The following is a 15682-nucleotide window of genomic DNA, read 5'->3' on the forward strand; positions in this document are numbered from 1 at the left end:
CGTGGTGAGAGAGGTGAGGGCCGTCGCCGGTGCGGCCCCGTCGCGCGGGGAGGGCAGGGCGTGGTGGCGGCGACAGTGATCGTGGGAAGTGCCGACACGCGGGCGGGGCTGGCGGAGGTCGACTTCGACGCCTTCGTGGCGGCGCGCTGGCAGCGGATGACGCGTACCGCGTACCTGCTGACCGGCGACCACCACGAGGCGGAGGACCTGGTGCAGGCCACGCTGGCGAAGGTCTACCCGCACTGGGCCAGGATCAGGCAGCTGGACGCACCGGACGCCTACCTGCACCGGGCGATGGTGAACAACAGCTTCAGTCGGCAGCGCCGTCGCCGCGCCCGGCAGCTGCTGATGGCCTGGGTGCCCGAGCGGCCCCAGCCGTCGGCCACGGCGCAGGTCGAGCAGCGGTCCGTGCTGCTCCAGGCGCTGGACGAACTGCCGTCACGACAACGGGCGGTGGTGGTGCTGCGCTACTGGGAGGACCTCAGTGAGCAGCAGGTCGCCGAGGCCCTGGGGTGCTCCACCGGGAACGTCAAGAGCCAGGCCAGCAGGGGGCTGGCGAAGCTGCGGAACCACCGGGCACTGGCCGGGTACGCGGGTACCGGATCGATGGGTGAAGAGTGATGGGCCACCAGGACGAGGACATGGTGCGGCGGGCACTGGCGGATGAGGCCCTGGGATACCGGCCGTCGGCCTGGGCGGAGCAGGCCGCCGGAGTGCACGAGCGCGGCCTGCGGCGGCGGCGCCGGGCGCGGGGGGCGGTGGCGGTCGCCGTCGGGGCGGCGGCCGTGGCCGTGGCTCTGACCGGCACGCCGGACGGTACCCGGCGGGGCCCCACGATCGCCGCACCGGCGCTGTCGCAGGCCCCCTCGGCCTCGGCCCGCCCGTCGGTCCACCCCACGGCTTCGGCCGCGCCGTCGGTCGCGGCGGTCCCGTGGCCGACGGTGCGCGTGGTCCCGGCGGGCCAGGACCTGGACTTCGGCCACCAGATCTGGATGCGGCTGACGGACGCCCGGGCCTGCGAGGGCATGGGACCCGCCGCGACCCGCGCCTACAGCTGCAACAGCGTCACCGACGGGAACCAGCCCCAGGGCACGGTGAGCATGCGGGAGTCCGGGGACGCCACCGGCACCCTTTACTCCCCCCTCTACCTGGGCCCGGGCGACGCGGCCAGAATGACGGTCACCGTCCACGGCGGGACCCACCGCGCCACCGTGGTCACCCTCGCCGGGCACCCCGGTTACGCGACCGGATACCTCTGGCTGCCCCTTGGGGCGCGGGGTGCCGGGGACAACGGTGCCGGGGACAACGGTGCCGGGGGCAGCGGGGTCGGGGGCAACCCCACGGTGCAGGTCACGGTGTACGACGCCCAGGGCAACGCCCTGGCCGAAACGGAGGTGCCCGGGATGTAGCCGCCACACCCCCAGGCCCTGTCGCCAGTCGTAGCCCCGTCACCGGTTCGTCCCGAAGGAATCCGCTCATGCGTCCCACTCCGCGTCGCGCAACCGCCGCGACCCTCGCACTCGCCGCCGCGCTGGCGCTCAGCGCCTGCCGTTCGACCGGCACCGGCGGCAGCGCCGCCCCGGCCGCCTCCGCGGTCGGGGCGACGCCGAGCCCGGCCGCCTCCGCGGTCGGGGCGACGCCGAGCCCGGCCGCCTCCGCACCTGCCTCCGCGCCCGCGTCCGCGCCCGCGCCCACCGCTTCGGCCGCGACGCCCTCCCCTGTCGCCACCGGCTGCGAGAACCTGGTGGCGACGGCCGCCGTCAAGGCCGCGGTCACCCGGGCCTACGGCGCGGTGGCCGACCTGGACCACATCCAGCCCAGGCCCGGCGGCTTCCGCTACGGCGAGTGCGCGGGCGTCGGGTACGCGGAGACCAGGTTCGTCCCCGCCGCCGGTGCGACCACGGACGAGCTGGTCGCCCTACAGGACGAGGGCAGCGCCCGGAAGTACTTCCGTCAGGGCTCCACCGGCGCCTGGACCTACCTCGGCACCGGTGGCTTCCCGGACACCGGCGGCTGCCTCAGCGCGGTCCCCGGCGCGCTGACCACGATCTGGGGCGACTGCTCCACCGGCTGACCACGGACCGGTCCTACCTGTTCAGGTGGGCGACGACCAGGTTCGGGTCGGTGGCCGTGACGTACGCGGCGCTGTCGACGTAGACGGTGTCGCCGCGCAGGGCGACGGAGGTGGGGTTTCGCAGGCCGTCGGCGGCGGTCAGCACGATGGAGTGGCTGCCGTCCGACTGGACGAGGGCGACCTCGCTGGGGCCGTTGAGGGCGGCCAGGAGCTGGTCGCCCCGGCCGGTGAAGGCGAAGTCGTCGATCCCGGACAGGCCGGTGGCCCGGGTCTGGACCGAGCCGGCGCGTCCGTCCGGGAGGATCGGGATGCGCAGGACGGTGCCCTTGTCGAGGTTGGTGGCCCACACCGCCCCGTCGTGGATCTTCAGTCCGTTCGCGCCGAGGAACCCGGTGGAGGCCAGTTCCGGGGCGTTGGACCAGGCGGTGGGGGTGCCGCCGGTGACGGGCACGCTCCAGACCGTGCCGAGGACGGAGTCGGTGACGTAGAGGGTCCCGCTGCGCGCGTCCAGGGCCAGGCCGTTGGGCAGGCCGGTCGCGGGCAGCGCGGCGATGCGCTGCGGCACGCCGCCGGGGCGCAGCCGCCACACGCCGGTCAGGTCGGCGGTACCGGTGGCGTACAGGAAGTACAGGGTGCCGTCGTGGGCGCGGACGATGCCGACGGTCAGCGGGAAGCCCAGGACCGGGGTGTGGACGCCGCCGTCGGCGGGCAGCGGCAGGGTGGCCAGCACCCGGATCGCCCCGTTCGCGGAGATCCGGGCGACCTGGCGGGCCTCGGCGAAGGTGACGTACTCGCCGCCGCCGGGGGCGAGCGCGATGTTCTCCGGTGTCTGACCCTTCGCCATGTCGAAGTGCACGGCGATCCTGGCGTTGCTCAGCGGGGCGGAGGCAGCCGACGCCGAGGCGGGACTGACGGTCGCGATCCCGGCCGCGCTCAGGACGGCGACGGCGACGGCGACGGTGGTCTTGGACAGCTTCTTGAACATGATGCCTTCACTGTTTTCGGGCATGCGCCGGCGATGCGTCGGCGCACGGGGTCGGATGGACGGCCCGGACCGGGACGCCGGGCGTCCGGGCCTGCTTCGGGCAGCGGCCGGACTCCGGCCGTGCCCTGGTGGTGGGTCGGGTCAGGCGGCGTCGGCGCGGCCCCAGGCCCGGTCCTGGACGCCGGGCGTGACGGCTGTAGCCGGGTTCCGGCTGCTGGTCCGGCTGCTGCTCCGACTGCTGGTCCGGGTTATGGCCCCGGCGAGCAGGGCGAGCGCGGTGCGCGAGGGCGAGTCGGCCTCCGTGGTGGCGATCACGATGTTCTGGTCGGGACCCTGGCTCCAGGTCTGCTGGGTGACGGTCAGCGGGCCGACCAGCGGATGCCGCATCCGGTAGTCGGCGACCGCGCACGGCCGGATCCGGTGGTCGGCCCACATCGAGGCGAAGTCCGGGCTCTTCGCGCTCAGTTCACCCACCAGCGCGTGCAGCGCGGCATCGTCCGGGTACTGGCCCGCCACCAGCCGCAGGCTCCCCACCACCGCCCTGGCCTTGCTCGGCCAGTCCGCGTACAGGTCACGGGTGTGGGCGTCGAGGAACACCAGCCGGGCCATGTTGGGCCGTTCCCCGGGCCGGTCCGCGACAGCGGGGTCCAGGTGCCCGGCGAACAGGGCATGGCCCAGCCGGTTCCACGCCAGCACGTCGCTGCGACGGCCGACCACGATGGCCGGGACGTCCGCGAGTGCCTCCAGCACCTGACCGGTCGCCCGCGTCACCCGCTCCGGCGCCGGCCGCCGGGCACGGCCGGGGCCCTTGGCCGACCGGCTCAGGTTGTGCAGGTGCAGCCGCTCGGCCTCGTCCAGCCGCAGCGCCCGGGCGATCGCGTCCAGTACCTCCGGTGAGGCGTTCAGCGACTGCCCCTGCTCCAGCCGGGTGTAGTAGGAGGTGCTGACACCGGCCAGCAGCGCCAGCTCCTCGCGCCGCAGGCCCGGTACCCGCCGCCGCTCCTGATAGGTGGGCACATCGAGATCCTCGGGACGCAGCTGCGAGCGTCGCGTCTGTAGGAACTCTCCGAGCTGGCCTTTTGCGTTCATGGATCCGAGTATGGTCCGAGCCGGCCCACGCAGCCTGCCCCTGCCGGGGATAGGCACACGCGCCGCGGCGATCCGGCCCCGGGCGTCCTCGTGGGCGTTGGCGGCGGGCGGCACGGTGCCCGGTCCGACCGGGGACCGGGACGGGGGACGGCTGCCGTGCGGTTTGAGATCCTCGGGCCGGTACGTGTCGCCACGGACCAGGCCGTGGCCCAGCCGCTGACCGGCATTCCCGGCAGGATTCCGGGGACGCCGCTGCTGAGCCCGGACGCGGTGGTCTCCGGTGAGCGGTTGGCGCAGGTGGTCTGCTCCGAGGAGCGTCCGGCCACGGCGGCCCGACCCGCCCCGGCGACGGAACCCGGACACCGACCGGCCACCACCGGATCGCGGTTCCAACTACCCACGGAATCAAGCGCGTTCACCGGACGCTCGGTCGAACCGGGGCAGCTGCTGGAAGCCGCCGAACAGACACGGACCGACCGGAGCTTCGGCGCGGCACCGATCTGCAGCCGGATCGGAGCCGTCCCCGGGCGCTGGAAGCGCGTGGGGCGCGGCGCCTCAGTGCCAGTGGTACTGGCCGGACTCCAGGACGCAGGTGATCGTGTGGCCACTCGCGTCGACGGTCGAGCGGCCCGCGTCCCGCTCGGGGCAGTACTCGCCGGCGCGGTAGTAGCCGCCGTGCGGATCCGTGATCGGCGCGCTGGGGGGCGCGGAGGTGGTCGGCGCGGTGGCCGGACCGCCGCCGGTCGGTGCCAGCTGGGCCGAGGTGATCTGTCCGCCGGTGACGGTGTACGTACCGGAGTAGGTCTGGTCCGAGCCGTCGGACTGCGCGGCGTTCAGCGTGACCGAGACCGTGTCGCCCTGGCTCGCCGTGACGGTCAGCGAGTCGTGGCTGGTACCGGCGAAACCGTTGACGAAGGCGGTGTACGTGGGGTCGAGGTTGTCCCCGCCCAGGTCCCAGGCCGTCCGGTAGTCGCCCGCGTTGATCGCGGCGTAGTAGGCCCGCACCACACCCACGGCACTCGTCGTGCTCGCAGGCCCGACCGTGCTCGAAGGCCCGACCGTGTTCGCAGCGGACGGGCTCGCAGCGGACGCGGGCGGCGTGGAAGCGGACGCGGGCGCAGCGGACGCGGGCGGCGTGGAACGAGCCCGGACGGGGCTGCTGGAAACGCGCGCCGCCGAGGCGGAAACCGTCACCGTGGCCGTCGGCCCCGACGCACTGTGGCCGGACGAGGCGCAACCGGCGACGACGGCAACGGCGCCGACCAGGACCAGGGCGGGAATGGCTTGGCGCATGCGGGCGACCTCCAGCCGGCTGCGAGCCCTCGCAACGCTCTTCCTTCCCGGGCCGTCCCCACCCCCCGGGACAGCCCGCTCCTCTCGACGCTACGCCCGGCCCGCCCCGGCCGCGCGCCGTGGTCTTACCTGGTGGAGCCGTGGTCTTACCTGGTGGAACGGTGTGCGGTGGGCCCCGGGGCGAGGGCATGATCGCGCCCATGCTGATTGAGCACGAGGGTTGCGCGCCGACGGTCCACCCCACCGCCTACGTCGCGCCGACGGCGACGCTCAGCGGGGACGTCCGGGTGGGCCCGGGATGCCGGGTGCTGTTCGGCGCGGTGCTCACCGCCGAGGGCGGCCCGGTGGAGCTGGGCGAGGGCAGCATCGTGATGGAGAACGCCGTGCTGCGCGGCACCCGCCGCGACCCCCTGCGGGTGGGCCGACAGGTGCTGGTCGGACCGACTGCCTACCTGACCGGGTGCACGGTAGAGGACGAGGTGTTCCTGGCCACGGGCACCCGCGTGTTCAACGGGGCCCGGATCGGCACCCGCTCCGAGGTCCGCGTCAACGGCGTCGTGCACCTGCGCACCGTGCTGCCGGCCGACTCCATGGTCCCCATCGGCTGGGTGGCGGTGGGTGACCCGCTCCGGATCCTGCCCGCCGAGGACCACGAGGGGATCTGGGCCGCGCAGAGGGAACTGGACTTCCCCGGCTACGTCTTCGGCCTGGACCGCCCGGCCGACGGCGAGAGCCTGATGCCGGGGATCTCCGATCGGTTCGGACGCGCGCTGGGCCGCCACAGCGACGACCGCCGGCTCTGACCCGGCGGGCCGCTTGTAGCCTGCCGGGATGACCTACACGATGGTGATCTTCGACAACGACGGGACGCTCGTCGACAGCGAGACCACGGCTCACGGTGTGCTCTCCGGCTACCTCACGGAGCTCGGCTACCCGACGACGCTCGCGGAGTCGTTCCAGTACTTCCTCGGCAACGCCGGTCGCAACGTCCACACGGTGGTCGCCGACCGCTTCGGCGGCACCCTCCCCGAGGACTTCACCGAGCGTTGCCACGACCGGGTGTTCGCCGCGTTCCAGCGGGGTGTCGACGCCGCACCCGGCGCCGCCGAACTGCTCGCGGAGCTGGAGCGCCGGGAGCTGCCCTACTGCCTGGCCTCCTCGTCGGACCACGCGTGGATAGACCTGACCCTGGAGCGCTCCGGCCTGCGCCGCTACCTGCCGGCCTCGGTGGTGTTCAGCGCCGAGGACGTCGCCGGCGTCGGCAAGCCGGCCCCGGACCTCTTCCTGCATGCCGCGCGGAGCATGGGCGTGGCCCCAGCGGACTGCCTGGTCGTCGAGGACAGTCCCAACGGCGTCCTCGCCGCTCGCGCGGCCGGGATGGACGTCCTCGGCTACACCGCCCTGATGCCGGGGGACCGGCTGGCCTCGGCGGGGGCGACCGCGCTGATCAGTGAACTGAAGCAGCTGCTCAGCCACCTGTGAGGTGCTGTCGATCCCCTTGCCGGTCGGAGGCCTTGATCGCGTCCAGCGTCCGGTGCATCGCGGCGGCGGTGTCGAAGTCCGGTTCGAGCGGTGCGCCGGTGCGGATGGCCTCGGCCAGGTCCGCGTAGACCTGGTGCACGTTGCTCACCGCCGGTGGCACACCCGTCAGCCGGGGCAGGTAGCGGTCCGGCAGCGGCAGCGGCGTCGGCTCGTCGTGCCCGTGGCCATGGAGCAGGGTGAGCCGGGGCCCGACCAGCGAATCGTCGTCGGCCAGCAGGAGCAGCCGACCCCGGCGGCCGTGGACCTCCAGGCGGTGGCCCGCGCCCCTCGGGCCGCCGGTCACCAGGTGGACGGAGGCCGCCGCTCCGGACTCCAGCACGCCGTGGACCGTGATCTGGTCGGGTGAGGTGACGGACAGCTCCCGGTCGCTTCCTTCGATCGCGGCACGGGTGACGCGGGTGGTCAGCCGTGCCGAGAGTTCGGTGAAACCGCCGACGGCGTGGCGGAACATGTCCATCGAGTGGCCGCCGACGACGGCCAGGTGGTTGACGCCCTTCGTGGCGTCGAACAGCGCCGCGTACCGCTGCGGCCAGCGGTCCGGCGTCGACAGGGAGTAGCTCAGCGAGGCGGAGAGCACCTCGCCGACCCGCCCGTCGGCGACGAGGTCCCGCAGCTGCCGGACCGCGGGGTGGTGTCGGCTCTGCAGTCCGACCGCGTGGCGTACGCCCGCCCGGACCGCGCGGTCGCGGAACCGGGTCGCGGTGTCCGCGTCGATGGCCAGCGGCCACTCGCAGTAGACGTGCTTGCCCGCCGCGACCACGGCCTCGACCAGCCCGTCGCGCTGCGGCAGTTGCACCGCGACGGTCACCAGGTCGATCCCGGGGTCCGCGATCAGCTCGTAGGCGTCGGCGTACGCGTGTCCCGCGCCCCACTGCCGGGCCGCTGCCCGGGCCTTGTCCGCCGTGGTGGCGGCAACCGCCACGATGTCGTACTGCGGCGACGCGGCCAGCGCGGGCAGGTGCACCGACCGGGCCCACCCCCGTTCCGCGCCCGCCCCGATCACGCCGATCCGGATCCTGTGCGGCATGGCCTGCCCTCCTGCTGTGTGTCGGAACCGCTGCGACTGCTCTGTCCGGTAGGGCCGTTACCGCTGGTCCGCGGCCACGCTCTCGCGGATGTCGGCGGGCCGGGCCGGTGCCCGGGTCGCGGGCTTCAGGACGACCAGGGCCACCAGGAACGCCGCGCAGACGAATCCGGCGGAGGCCAGGAAGGAGAGGCTGTAGCCGTCCCGCAGGGCCTGGATGCCGGGTACTCCGTGGCTGAGCCGGGCGTCGGTGCGCCGAACGGCCAGGGTGGCCAGCACCGCCAGTCCGACGGCGGCGCCGGCCTGCTGGGCGGTGCTGTTGAGGCCGGAGGCCAGTCCGGCGTCGCCCGGCTCGGCGCCGGACATGGCCAGCATCATCACGGCCGGGATCGCCAGGCCCATCCCGAGGCCCATCAGCAGCAGCGTCGGCAGGATGTCGGTGGCGTAGTGTCCGCCCACCGGCGCCCGGCTGAGCAGTGCCAGGCTGACCGCGATGGCCGCCAGCCCGGTCAACAGGACGGCGCGGGTGCCGAAGCGGGTGTTCAGCCCGGCGCTGAGGAAGAGCGAGACCACGCCGATGACGACCGGTCCCGGCAGGAAGGCGAGGCCGGTCCGCATCGAGCTGAAGCCCAGGATGTGTTGCAGGTAGAGCGCGTTGAGGAACTGGAAGCCGAAGCCGGCCGCGAACACCAGCACCACGACCAGGTTCGCGCCGGTGGTCTGCCGCTTGGCGAAGAGCCGCAGCGGCAGCATCGGCCTGGCCGCCGTGGCCTGGCGCACGACGAACCCGGCCAGCAGGGCCAGTGCGGCCGCCCCGCAGCCCAGCGTCCGTCCCGGGCCCACGCCGGACTGGCCCGACTGGACGATGGCGTAGACGCAGAGCGAGAGGCCGGCGGTGACCAGGACCGCGCCCAGCACGTCGGCTCCTTCGCCGAGCCCGATCCCACGGTCGGCGGCGAGCACGCGCACCGCGCAGACCAGCGCCGCGACGCCGATCGGCACATTGACCAGGAACGCCCAGTGCCAGCCGAGGGTCTGCGTGATGACGCCGCCGGCGATCAGGCCGACGGCGGCGCCACCGGCGGAGACGAAGCTGTAGATGCCCATCGCTCTGGCCTGTCCGGTCGGCTCCGGGTACAGGCGCACGATCATGCCCAGGATCACGGCGGAGGCCAGCGCCCCACCGGCCCCCTGGGCGAACCGCCCCGCGATCAGCAGGCCCCGGCTGTCGGCCACTCCGCAGAGCAGCGAGGCCGAGGTGAACAGCACCAGGCCCGCCAGGAACACCCGCCGACCGCCGAGCAGGTCGCCGAGCCGCCCGGAGAGCAGCAGCAGGCCGGCGAAGGCCAGGAGGTAGGCGTTCATGACCCAGGCCAGGCCGGACTGGGAGAAGCCCAGACTGTTCTGGACGGTCGGCAGGGCGACCGTGACGATGGTCCCGTCCAGGACGACCATCAACTGCATCACGCAGAGCACGACGAGGGCGGGCCCGCGGGAACGGGGTGTCCCTGGAGCAGATCGGTTCACGGCGCTTCTCTCTCCACTAAGCGGTCTGTGGTTGCGTTAGTGTGAGCCTGTCAGCATGGAACGGATAATGCAACTGGAGTTTCATTTGGATGCGCGCGCTGTCCCCCGAACCGAGCGTCCCGGTGGCCGGACCGCGCGGACCGGCGCCGCGGTGCTGGAGGCCGCGCGGACCGAGTTCGCCGAGTCCGGCTACGCCGGAACGACGGTCGAGCGGATCGCGCTGCGGGCCGGGGTCGCCAAGACCACGGTGTACCGGCGCTGGGGCGGCCTGGAGGGGATCGTGGTCGACCTGCTGGACGCGCTCGGCACCGTCGAGGTACCCGCGCCCGACACCGGTGACGTCGGGACCGATCTGCGCGAGCTGGCCCGGGAGATCTTCGTCCTCTACAAGGATCCGGTGCTGTGCGCGATGATCGAGGTCATGGCCACCGCGGCGGTCCACACCGCCTCGGCCAGGGAGTCCCTGACGGCGTTCTTCGCCAACCGCGCCCGCTCGACGGCGACGGTCGTGGAACGGGCCGTCGAACGCGGGCAGTTCCCCGCGGGCACCGACCCCGCCGAGGTGATCCGCCTGCTGACCGCACCGTTCTACTACCGGCTGTTCCTGACCGGCGAACCGATCGACCGGAGCGTGGCCGACCGGGCCGCGGCCACCGCCGTCGCCGCCGCCCGGGCAGAGGTACTGGTCACCGGAGCGGCGGCCGCAGTCGTTTGACGCATTCATCGCGCGGCTGCCGACCGCTATTTTTCCCTGGTGACCAGTACATTGATCGGCCGGGACGCCGAGGTCCGGGCCCTGAAGGAGATGCTCGACCGGGTCTCCGGCCAAGGCCAGTGCCTCGTACTCCGCGGAGACCCCGGCATCGGCAAGACGGCCCTGCTGCGCGCCACCCGGGAGGTCGCGCGCGGCGCGGGCTTCCGGCTCCTGGCGGCGGTCGGGGTGCAGTCCGAGGCGCAGTTGCCGTTCGCCGGGCTGCACCAGGTGCTGCGCCCGCTGCTGCGCCCGGCGGTCGGCCTGCCTGACCAGCGGCGGCAGGCCCTGCTGACCGCGTTCGGCCTGGCCGAGGGCGAGCGGCCGGACATCTTCGGCATCGCGCTGGCGGCGGTGGACCTGCTCGCGGCGGCCGCCGCCGAGCGGCCCGTCGCGATCCTGGTCGACGACGTGCAGTGGCTGGACGCGCAGAGCCAGGAGGTGCTCACCTTCATCGCGCACCGCAGCGCGCCGCTCCGGATCGCCACCGTCGGGGCCGTCCGGACCGGGTATCCGGGGCCCTTCGTCTCCGCCGGGCTGCCCGAGTTGGAGGTCTCCGGCGTGGACGGCGACGCCGCCGAGGAGATCCTGCGGAGTCTGGCGGGCGTGCCGGGCGTGGCCGACCGGCGCCGCATCAGGGACCATGCCCGGGGGAACCCGCTGGCGCTGCTGGAACTGCCCGAGGCCCTCGCCGGGGCGACCTATCCGGAGTCCCAGGACTGGCAACCGCTCACCGCCAGACTGGAGCGGGCCTTCGGCAGCCGGGTGGCCGAACTGGACCCGGCCGCCCGCGACGCGCTGCTGATCGCGGCCGTCGACCCGGTCGACGACGTGGTCGAGATCCTTTCCGCCACCGCGGTGCTGCGCGGGGCCCCGGTCGCCGCCGACGTCCTCCGTCCCGCGGTGGAGGTCGGCTTGGTCCGGGTCGAGCACGGTCGGCTGCTGCTGCGCCACCCGCTGGTGCGCTCGGGCGTGCTGATGGCCGAGACGCTGGAGCGCAGGCACGCCGCCAACGCGGCGGTCGCCGCGGTGCTGGACGAGGATCCGTACCGGCGCGCCTGGCACCGGGGGCAGTCGATCGTCGGTCCCGACGACGGGATCGCCGACGAGCTGGAGGCGAACGCGGCGGTCGCCGTCGACCGGGGCGCGGTCATGTCCGCGATCGACCTGCTCCAGCGGTCGGCGCAGCTGACCGGCGCCTCGGCCCAACGCGGGCACCGGCTGCTGGTGGCCGCGGAGCACGCCTTCAGCGTGGGCCGGCAGGACCAGGTCCGCATGCTGGTGACGGCCGCGGAGCGGAGCGACCTGTCCGAGCTCGACTGGGCACGGGCGCAGTGGCTGCGGGAGATCTTCAACGACGGGGTACCGGGCGACACCGTGCGGGTGCACCAGCTCTGCGACGTGGCGCGGCAGTCGAGCGCGGCAGGCGACCGTGAGCTGGCGCTGAACCTGCTGCTCGGGGCGGCGCTGCGGTGCTGGTGGGCCGATACCGGACCGGCCGCCCGGGCCGACGTGGTCTCCACCGCGAAGGCGCTGGTCGACGGCGTCGAGATCACGCGCGACCACCGGTACGTGGCCACCCTCGCGCTCGCCGGGCCCGTGGTCGAATGCGGCGCCGTCGTGGACCTGCTGTCCGGGATCCGGCCGGAGGAGGTCGCCGACGGCGACGCGCTGCGGGTCTTCGGCATCGCCGCCACCGCGATCGGTGACCCCGTCCGCAGTCTGGCCTTCCTCGACCGGGCGGAGGCGCTGCTGCGGAGCCAGGGACGGCTGGCGCTGCTGTCACAGGTGCTCTCGCTCTGCGTGGTCAACCGGCTGGAGACCGGCGACTGGGAGGGCGCGCAGGCCGCCGCCGGGGAGGGGGAACGACTGGCGAAGGAGACCGGCCAGCCGATCTGGCGTACCGGTGCGCTCGCCTGCGACGCGCTGAGCAGCGCCTTCCGCGGCGACACGGACCAGGCGCTCAGCTACGCGGCCGAGGTGGAGGCGGCGGCGAGCCGACAGCGGCTGAACCAGCTGCTGTCGATGGCGCAGCTCGCGAAGGGGGCCGCGCTGTCCGCCGCGGGGCGGCACGCCCAGGCGTACCGGGAACTGGCGCGGGCGTTCCTCGCCGACGATCCGAGCTTCCATCCGCGGGAGCGATTCGGCGCCGTGATGTTTCTCGCCGAGGCGGCGGTCGAGGCGGACCGCAGGGCCGACGCGAACGCCGTGGTGGCCGAGTTGTCGCAGGTAGCGGCCCGTACGCCGAGTCCGCTGCTGCTGACTCACCTGCGCTATGCTCGCGCCGTGCTCTGCGATGACGCCACCGCCGGTCCGCTCTACGCGGACATGATGAGCCAGGATTTCACCGGGTGGCCCTGGGGCAAAGCCTGCGCGGACCTCGCCCACGGCGGCTGGCTGCGCCGGCTCGGTCGGCACACGGAGGCGCTACCGGCGCTGCGGTCGGCCGTCGCGGAGCTCGATCGCATCGGTGCCAGGCCCTTGGGCCGACCGGGCGCGGGCCGAGCTCGGGGCAGCCGCGGACGGACGCTGAGGTGCCGGACGCATCCGGGCTCATAGGCAGGGACAGGGAGCTGCGGCTCCTCACCGACATGATCGACTCGGTGCGGGACGAGGGCGCGGCGCTCGTCGTCGTGGGCGATCCGGGCGTCGGGAAGACGTCCCTGCTACGCGCCGCCGCCGCCCACGGCAAGAGCGTCGGCAGCACCGTCCTGTCGGTCGTCGGCGTCGAGGCGGAGGTGCACCTCCCCTTCGCGGGCCTGCACCAGCTGCTGCGGCCGGTGCTGGCGGAGACCCACCGGCTGCCGACGCCGCAGCGTGACGCGCTGCACGCCGCGTTCGGCATGCGCCTCTCGGACGCCGCCGACGGCGGAGCGCCGGAGCTGTTCATGATCGGTCTGGCGACCCTGAACGTCCTGACGGATGTGGCGGCCCGGCAGCCGCTGCTCGTCGTCGTCGACGACGTGCAGTGGCTCGACCGCCCCACCCAGGACGTTCTCGGTTTCGTCGCACGTCGGATCGGCAGTGACCCCTGCGCACTGATCGGGGTGGTCCGCGCCGGGCACGACATCGCGTTCGCCGCCGCCGACCTGCCGCAGCTGAACCTCGGCCGCCTCGCCGAGCAGGACGCGCGCGAGCTGCTGCACAAGCACGCCGCCGACCTGGGGTACGCCGACCGGGAGCGGATTCTGCGGGAGGCGGCGGGGAACCCGCTGGCCCTCACCGAGCTTCCGCTGGCCCTGCGCTCGGCCAGCCGGCTCGCGGCGGAGTACCGGGAGCGGCCGCCGCAGCGGCTCCAGCTGACGGCGCGACTGGAGCGCGCCTTCGCCGCGCGGCTGGGCGACCTGCCGCCGCTCTGCCAGGACGCGCTGCTCGTCGCGGCGGTGGACGACACCGACGACCTGCGGGAGATCATCGCGGGCGCCACGATCCTCGCCGGTCAGCCGGCCCGCATCGCGGTGCTGGAGGACGCCGTCGCGGCCGGACTGATCCGGTTCGACGACTTCCACGCGCACTTCCGGCATCCGCTGGTGCGCGCGGCCATCATCAACAAGGAGTCCGTCGCCCGCAAGCAGGCGGCCCACGAGGCGCTGGCCGAGGTGCTCGCCGGTGAGCCCTACCGCCGGATCTGGCACCGGGCGCAGTCCGTCGACGGGCAGGACGACGAGGTGGCCGACGAGATGGAGCGGGCGCACACCATCCCGTTGCGCCGCGGCTCGGTGTCCGAGGTCATCTGGGCCCTGGAACGATCCGCCGAGCTCACCACCGACTCGGCCACCCGAGGGCGGCGGCTGATGCTCGCCGCCGAGCACTCCTTCGGTCTCGGCCGCGCCGACCTGGTCGACCAGCTGTTGGAGCGCGCGGGCCGCACCTCGCTGTCCCGGCTCGACCAGGTCCGGATGCAGTGGCTCCGGGAGATCTTCCACGACGGCGTGCCCGGCGACGCCGGCCATGTCCTGACGCTCTGCGAGGCGGCCCAGGAGGCGATCGACGCGGGCGACTCGACCCTCGCGCTGAACCTGCTCCAGGCAGCCGGGCTGCGCTGCTGGTGGGCCGACACCGGCCCGGCGGCGCGGGTCCGGGTCTGCGAAGTGGCGCGCCGGATCGAGCGCCCGCCCGGCGACGCCCAGCTCACGGCGATCTTCAGCATCGCCGACCCGCTCGGCGAGTACCGGACGGTGGCGGAAAGCCTGGCGGCCGTGCGGTTGGAGGGCATCAGCGACCCGGCCGAGCTGTGGCTGTACGGCATGGCCGCCGCCGCCACCGCCGACCCGGTGCGCTCGGTCGACTTCCTGGGCCGCGCGGAGATCGTGCTGCGCCAGCAGGGCAGGCTCGGCCTGCTGTCCCAGGTGCTGACGATGAGCGTGATCGACAGCATGGAGATCGGCGACTGGGAGCACGCCTGGGCCGCCAGCGAGGAGGGCCGCCGACTGGCCGTGGACACCGGGCAGGTGATCTGGGACGCCGGGTCGCAGGCCCTGTACGCCATGCTCCTGGCCTTGCGCGGCGACCACGAGCAGGCGCTGGCGATCGCCGCCGAGGTGGAGCGGTCGACCGCGGGCCGGAGGCTCAGCAACCTGCTGGCCTGCGGTCAGCTGGCACGCGGCTTCGCCCACCTGAGCGCGGGTCGGCACGCGGACGCCTACCGCGCGCTGCGGCGGCTGTTCGATCCGGACGACCCGGCCTTCCACGTGCACGAGCGGTTCCACGGCGTCAGCTTCCTCGCCGAGGCGGCGGTGCGCGCGGGCCGGGCCGACGAGGTCCGCACGGTGATCGCCGACCTGGAGGCGGAGGCCGTCACCGTCCGCTCGCCGATCCTGGTCAGGCAGCTCACCTACGCGCGGGCGGTGCTGGCCCCCGACGACACGGCCGAGGAGGCGTTCCTGGCCGCGCTCAGCGCCGACCTGACCCGCTGGCCGTGGTTGCAGGCCCGGCTCGAACTGGCCTTCGGGCAGTGGCTGCGCCGTCAGCGCCGGGTCGCCGAGGCGCGGCGGCCGCTGCACTCCGCCCAGCTCACCTTCGACCTGATCGGCGCGCGGAGCTGGAGCGAGGCCACCAGGATCGAGCTGCGCGCCGCCGGCGGGCGCTCCCCGGCGGCCGCCGAACAGCCCACCGGACTGGCCTCGCTGACGGCCCAGGAACTGCAGATCGCCCGGCTCGCCGCCCAGGGCCTGTCCAACAAGGAGATCGGCGAGCGGCTGTACCTGTCGCACCGCACGGTCGGCTCGCACCTGTACCGGATCTTCCCCAAGCTGGACGTCAGCACCCGGGCACAGCTCGCCACGTTGCTGGGCGCGCGGGAGGCCGCCGGCGGCGCTTGACCCGACCGGACGTCAGCACGATGACTGATCCACGACCGCACCGGTACTCATGGATGACTGAGGATGATCACGGAGA

Annotated in this window: 13 protein-coding genes; 8 read left to right on the forward strand and 5 right to left on the reverse strand. The window is 73.9% G+C overall.

Annotated elements, in window-relative coordinates; all coding sequences use genetic code 11:
• Nucleotides 1-108: 108 nt before the first annotated feature.
• From GXP74_RS36995 to GXP74_RS37005, 3 genes are all read left to right on the forward strand, one after another.
• Entirely contained in the window at nt 109-621 is a 513-nt protein-coding gene (locus GXP74_RS36995) for a SigE family RNA polymerase sigma factor (RefSeq protein ID WP_182456903.1), read from the forward strand.
• A complete protein-coding gene (locus GXP74_RS37000; RefSeq protein WP_182455570.1) occupies nt 621-1409 on the forward strand; it encodes a hypothetical protein in 789 nt (262 codons plus the stop codon). Before GXP74_RS36995 ends, GXP74_RS37000 begins: the two co-directional genes overlap by 1 nt.
• Nucleotides 1410-1477: 68 nt before the next feature.
• Complete coding sequence (locus tag GXP74_RS37005; protein WP_182455571.1) at nt 1478-2074, forward strand: hypothetical protein; 597 nt, start codon at nt 1478-1480, stop codon at nt 2072-2074.
• A 13-nt stretch (nt 2075-2087) separates the two neighbouring features.
• Here GXP74_RS37005 and GXP74_RS37010 read toward each other — a convergent pair whose 3' ends face one another.
• The 3 genes from GXP74_RS37010 to GXP74_RS37020 form a co-directional block, all read right to left on the reverse strand.
• A complete protein-coding gene (locus GXP74_RS37010; RefSeq protein WP_182456904.1) occupies nt 2088-3059 on the reverse strand; it encodes a hypothetical protein in 972 nt (323 codons plus the stop codon).
• A 141-nt stretch (nt 3060-3200) separates the two neighbouring features.
• The gene (locus GXP74_RS37015) at nt 3201-4148 is read right to left on the reverse strand and encodes a helix-turn-helix domain-containing protein (RefSeq protein ID WP_182455572.1); all 948 of its coding nucleotides are present in this window, start codon (nt 4146-4148) and stop codon (nt 3201-3203) included.
• Between the two features lie 555 nt (nt 4149-4703).
• Nucleotides 4704-5162, reverse strand: coding sequence for a hypothetical protein (locus GXP74_RS37020; protein ID WP_182456992.1), 459 nt, complete (start codon nt 5160-5162; stop codon nt 4704-4706).
• Nucleotides 5163-5641: 479 nt separating this feature from the next.
• Between GXP74_RS37020 and GXP74_RS37025 the strand changes: the two genes are divergently transcribed.
• Nucleotides 5642-6244: a gamma carbonic anhydrase family protein gene (locus GXP74_RS37025; protein WP_182455573.1), complete on the forward strand. Its 603-nt coding sequence runs from the start codon at nt 5642-5644 to the stop codon at nt 6242-6244.
• Nucleotides 6245-6272: 28 nt separating this feature from the next.
• A complete protein-coding gene (locus GXP74_RS37030; protein WP_182455574.1) occupies nt 6273-6923 on the forward strand; it encodes an HAD family phosphatase in 651 nt (216 codons plus the stop codon).
• On the opposite strand, the gene GXP74_RS37035 is transcribed toward GXP74_RS37030, so the two are convergent.
• Both GXP74_RS37035 and GXP74_RS37040 read right to left on the reverse strand, forming a co-directional pair.
• Complete coding sequence (locus tag GXP74_RS37035) at nt 6910-8010, reverse strand: Gfo/Idh/MocA family protein (RefSeq protein WP_182455575.1); 1101 nt, start codon at nt 8008-8010, stop codon at nt 6910-6912. The genes GXP74_RS37030 and GXP74_RS37035 overlap by 14 nt on opposite strands.
• Before the next feature lie 57 nt (nt 8011-8067).
• Nucleotides 8068-9471, reverse strand: a complete 1404-nt coding sequence (locus GXP74_RS37040) for an MFS transporter (protein ID WP_182455576.1) — start codon at nt 9469-9471, stop codon at nt 8068-8070.
• Between the two features lie 118 nt (nt 9472-9589).
• On the opposite strand from GXP74_RS37040, the gene GXP74_RS37045 reads away from it, so the two are divergent.
• From GXP74_RS37045 to GXP74_RS37055, 3 genes are read left to right on the forward strand one after another with little or no spacing between them, the layout of a single operon-like run.
• Complete coding sequence (locus GXP74_RS37045) at nt 9590-10249, forward strand: TetR/AcrR family transcriptional regulator (RefSeq protein WP_225448457.1); 660 nt, start codon at nt 9590-9592, stop codon at nt 10247-10249.
• Nucleotides 10250-10288: 39 nt separating this feature from the next.
• Complete coding sequence (locus GXP74_RS37050; RefSeq protein WP_182455577.1) at nt 10289-12844, forward strand: AAA family ATPase; 2556 nt, start codon at nt 10289-10291, stop codon at nt 12842-12844.
• Nucleotides 12820-15606 (forward strand): AAA family ATPase, encoded by a 2787-nt coding sequence (locus GXP74_RS37055; protein ID WP_182455578.1) that lies wholly within the window; start codon nt 12820-12822, stop codon nt 15604-15606. The genes GXP74_RS37050 and GXP74_RS37055 overlap by 25 nt, the downstream gene beginning before the upstream one ends.
• Nucleotides 15607-15682: the final 76 nt, after the last annotated feature.

Origin of the sequence: Streptacidiphilus sp. P02-A3a (assembly GCF_014084105.1) — a bacterium.
Taxonomy (GTDB): Bacteria; Actinomycetota; Actinomycetes; order Streptomycetales; family Streptomycetaceae; genus Streptacidiphilus.

Bases quoted from the DNA above. Each gene is read 5' to 3' on its own strand.
- GXP74_RS37000 (WP_182455570.1), top strand. From the start codon at position 621: ATGGGCCACCAGGACGAGGACATGGTGCGGCGGGCACTGGCGGATGAG.
- GXP74_RS37005 (WP_182455571.1), top strand. From the start codon at position 1,478: ATGCGTCCCACTCCGCGTCGCGCAACCGCCGCGACCCTCGCACTCGCC.
- GXP74_RS37010 (WP_182456904.1), bottom strand. From the start codon at position 3,059: ATGTTCAAGAAGCTGTCCAAGACCACCGTCGCCGTCGCCGTCGCCGTC.
- GXP74_RS37015 (WP_182455572.1), bottom strand. From the start codon at position 4,148: ATGAACGCAAAAGGCCAGCTCGGAGAGTTCCTACAGACGCGACGCTCG.
- GXP74_RS37025 (WP_182455573.1), top strand. From the start codon at position 5,642: ATGCTGATTGAGCACGAGGGTTGCGCGCCGACGGTCCACCCCACCGCC.
- GXP74_RS37030 (WP_182455574.1), top strand. From the start codon at position 6,273: ATGACCTACACGATGGTGATCTTCGACAACGACGGGACGCTCGTCGAC.
- GXP74_RS37035 (WP_182455575.1), bottom strand. From the start codon at position 8,010: ATGCCGCACAGGATCCGGATCGGCGTGATCGGGGCGGGCGCGGAACGG.
- GXP74_RS37040 (WP_182455576.1), bottom strand. From the start codon at position 9,471: ATGCAGTTGATGGTCGTCCTGGACGGGACCATCGTCACGGTCGCCCTG.
- GXP74_RS37045 (WP_225448457.1), top strand. From the start codon at position 9,590: ATGGAACGGATAATGCAACTGGAGTTTCATTTGGATGCGCGCGCTGTC.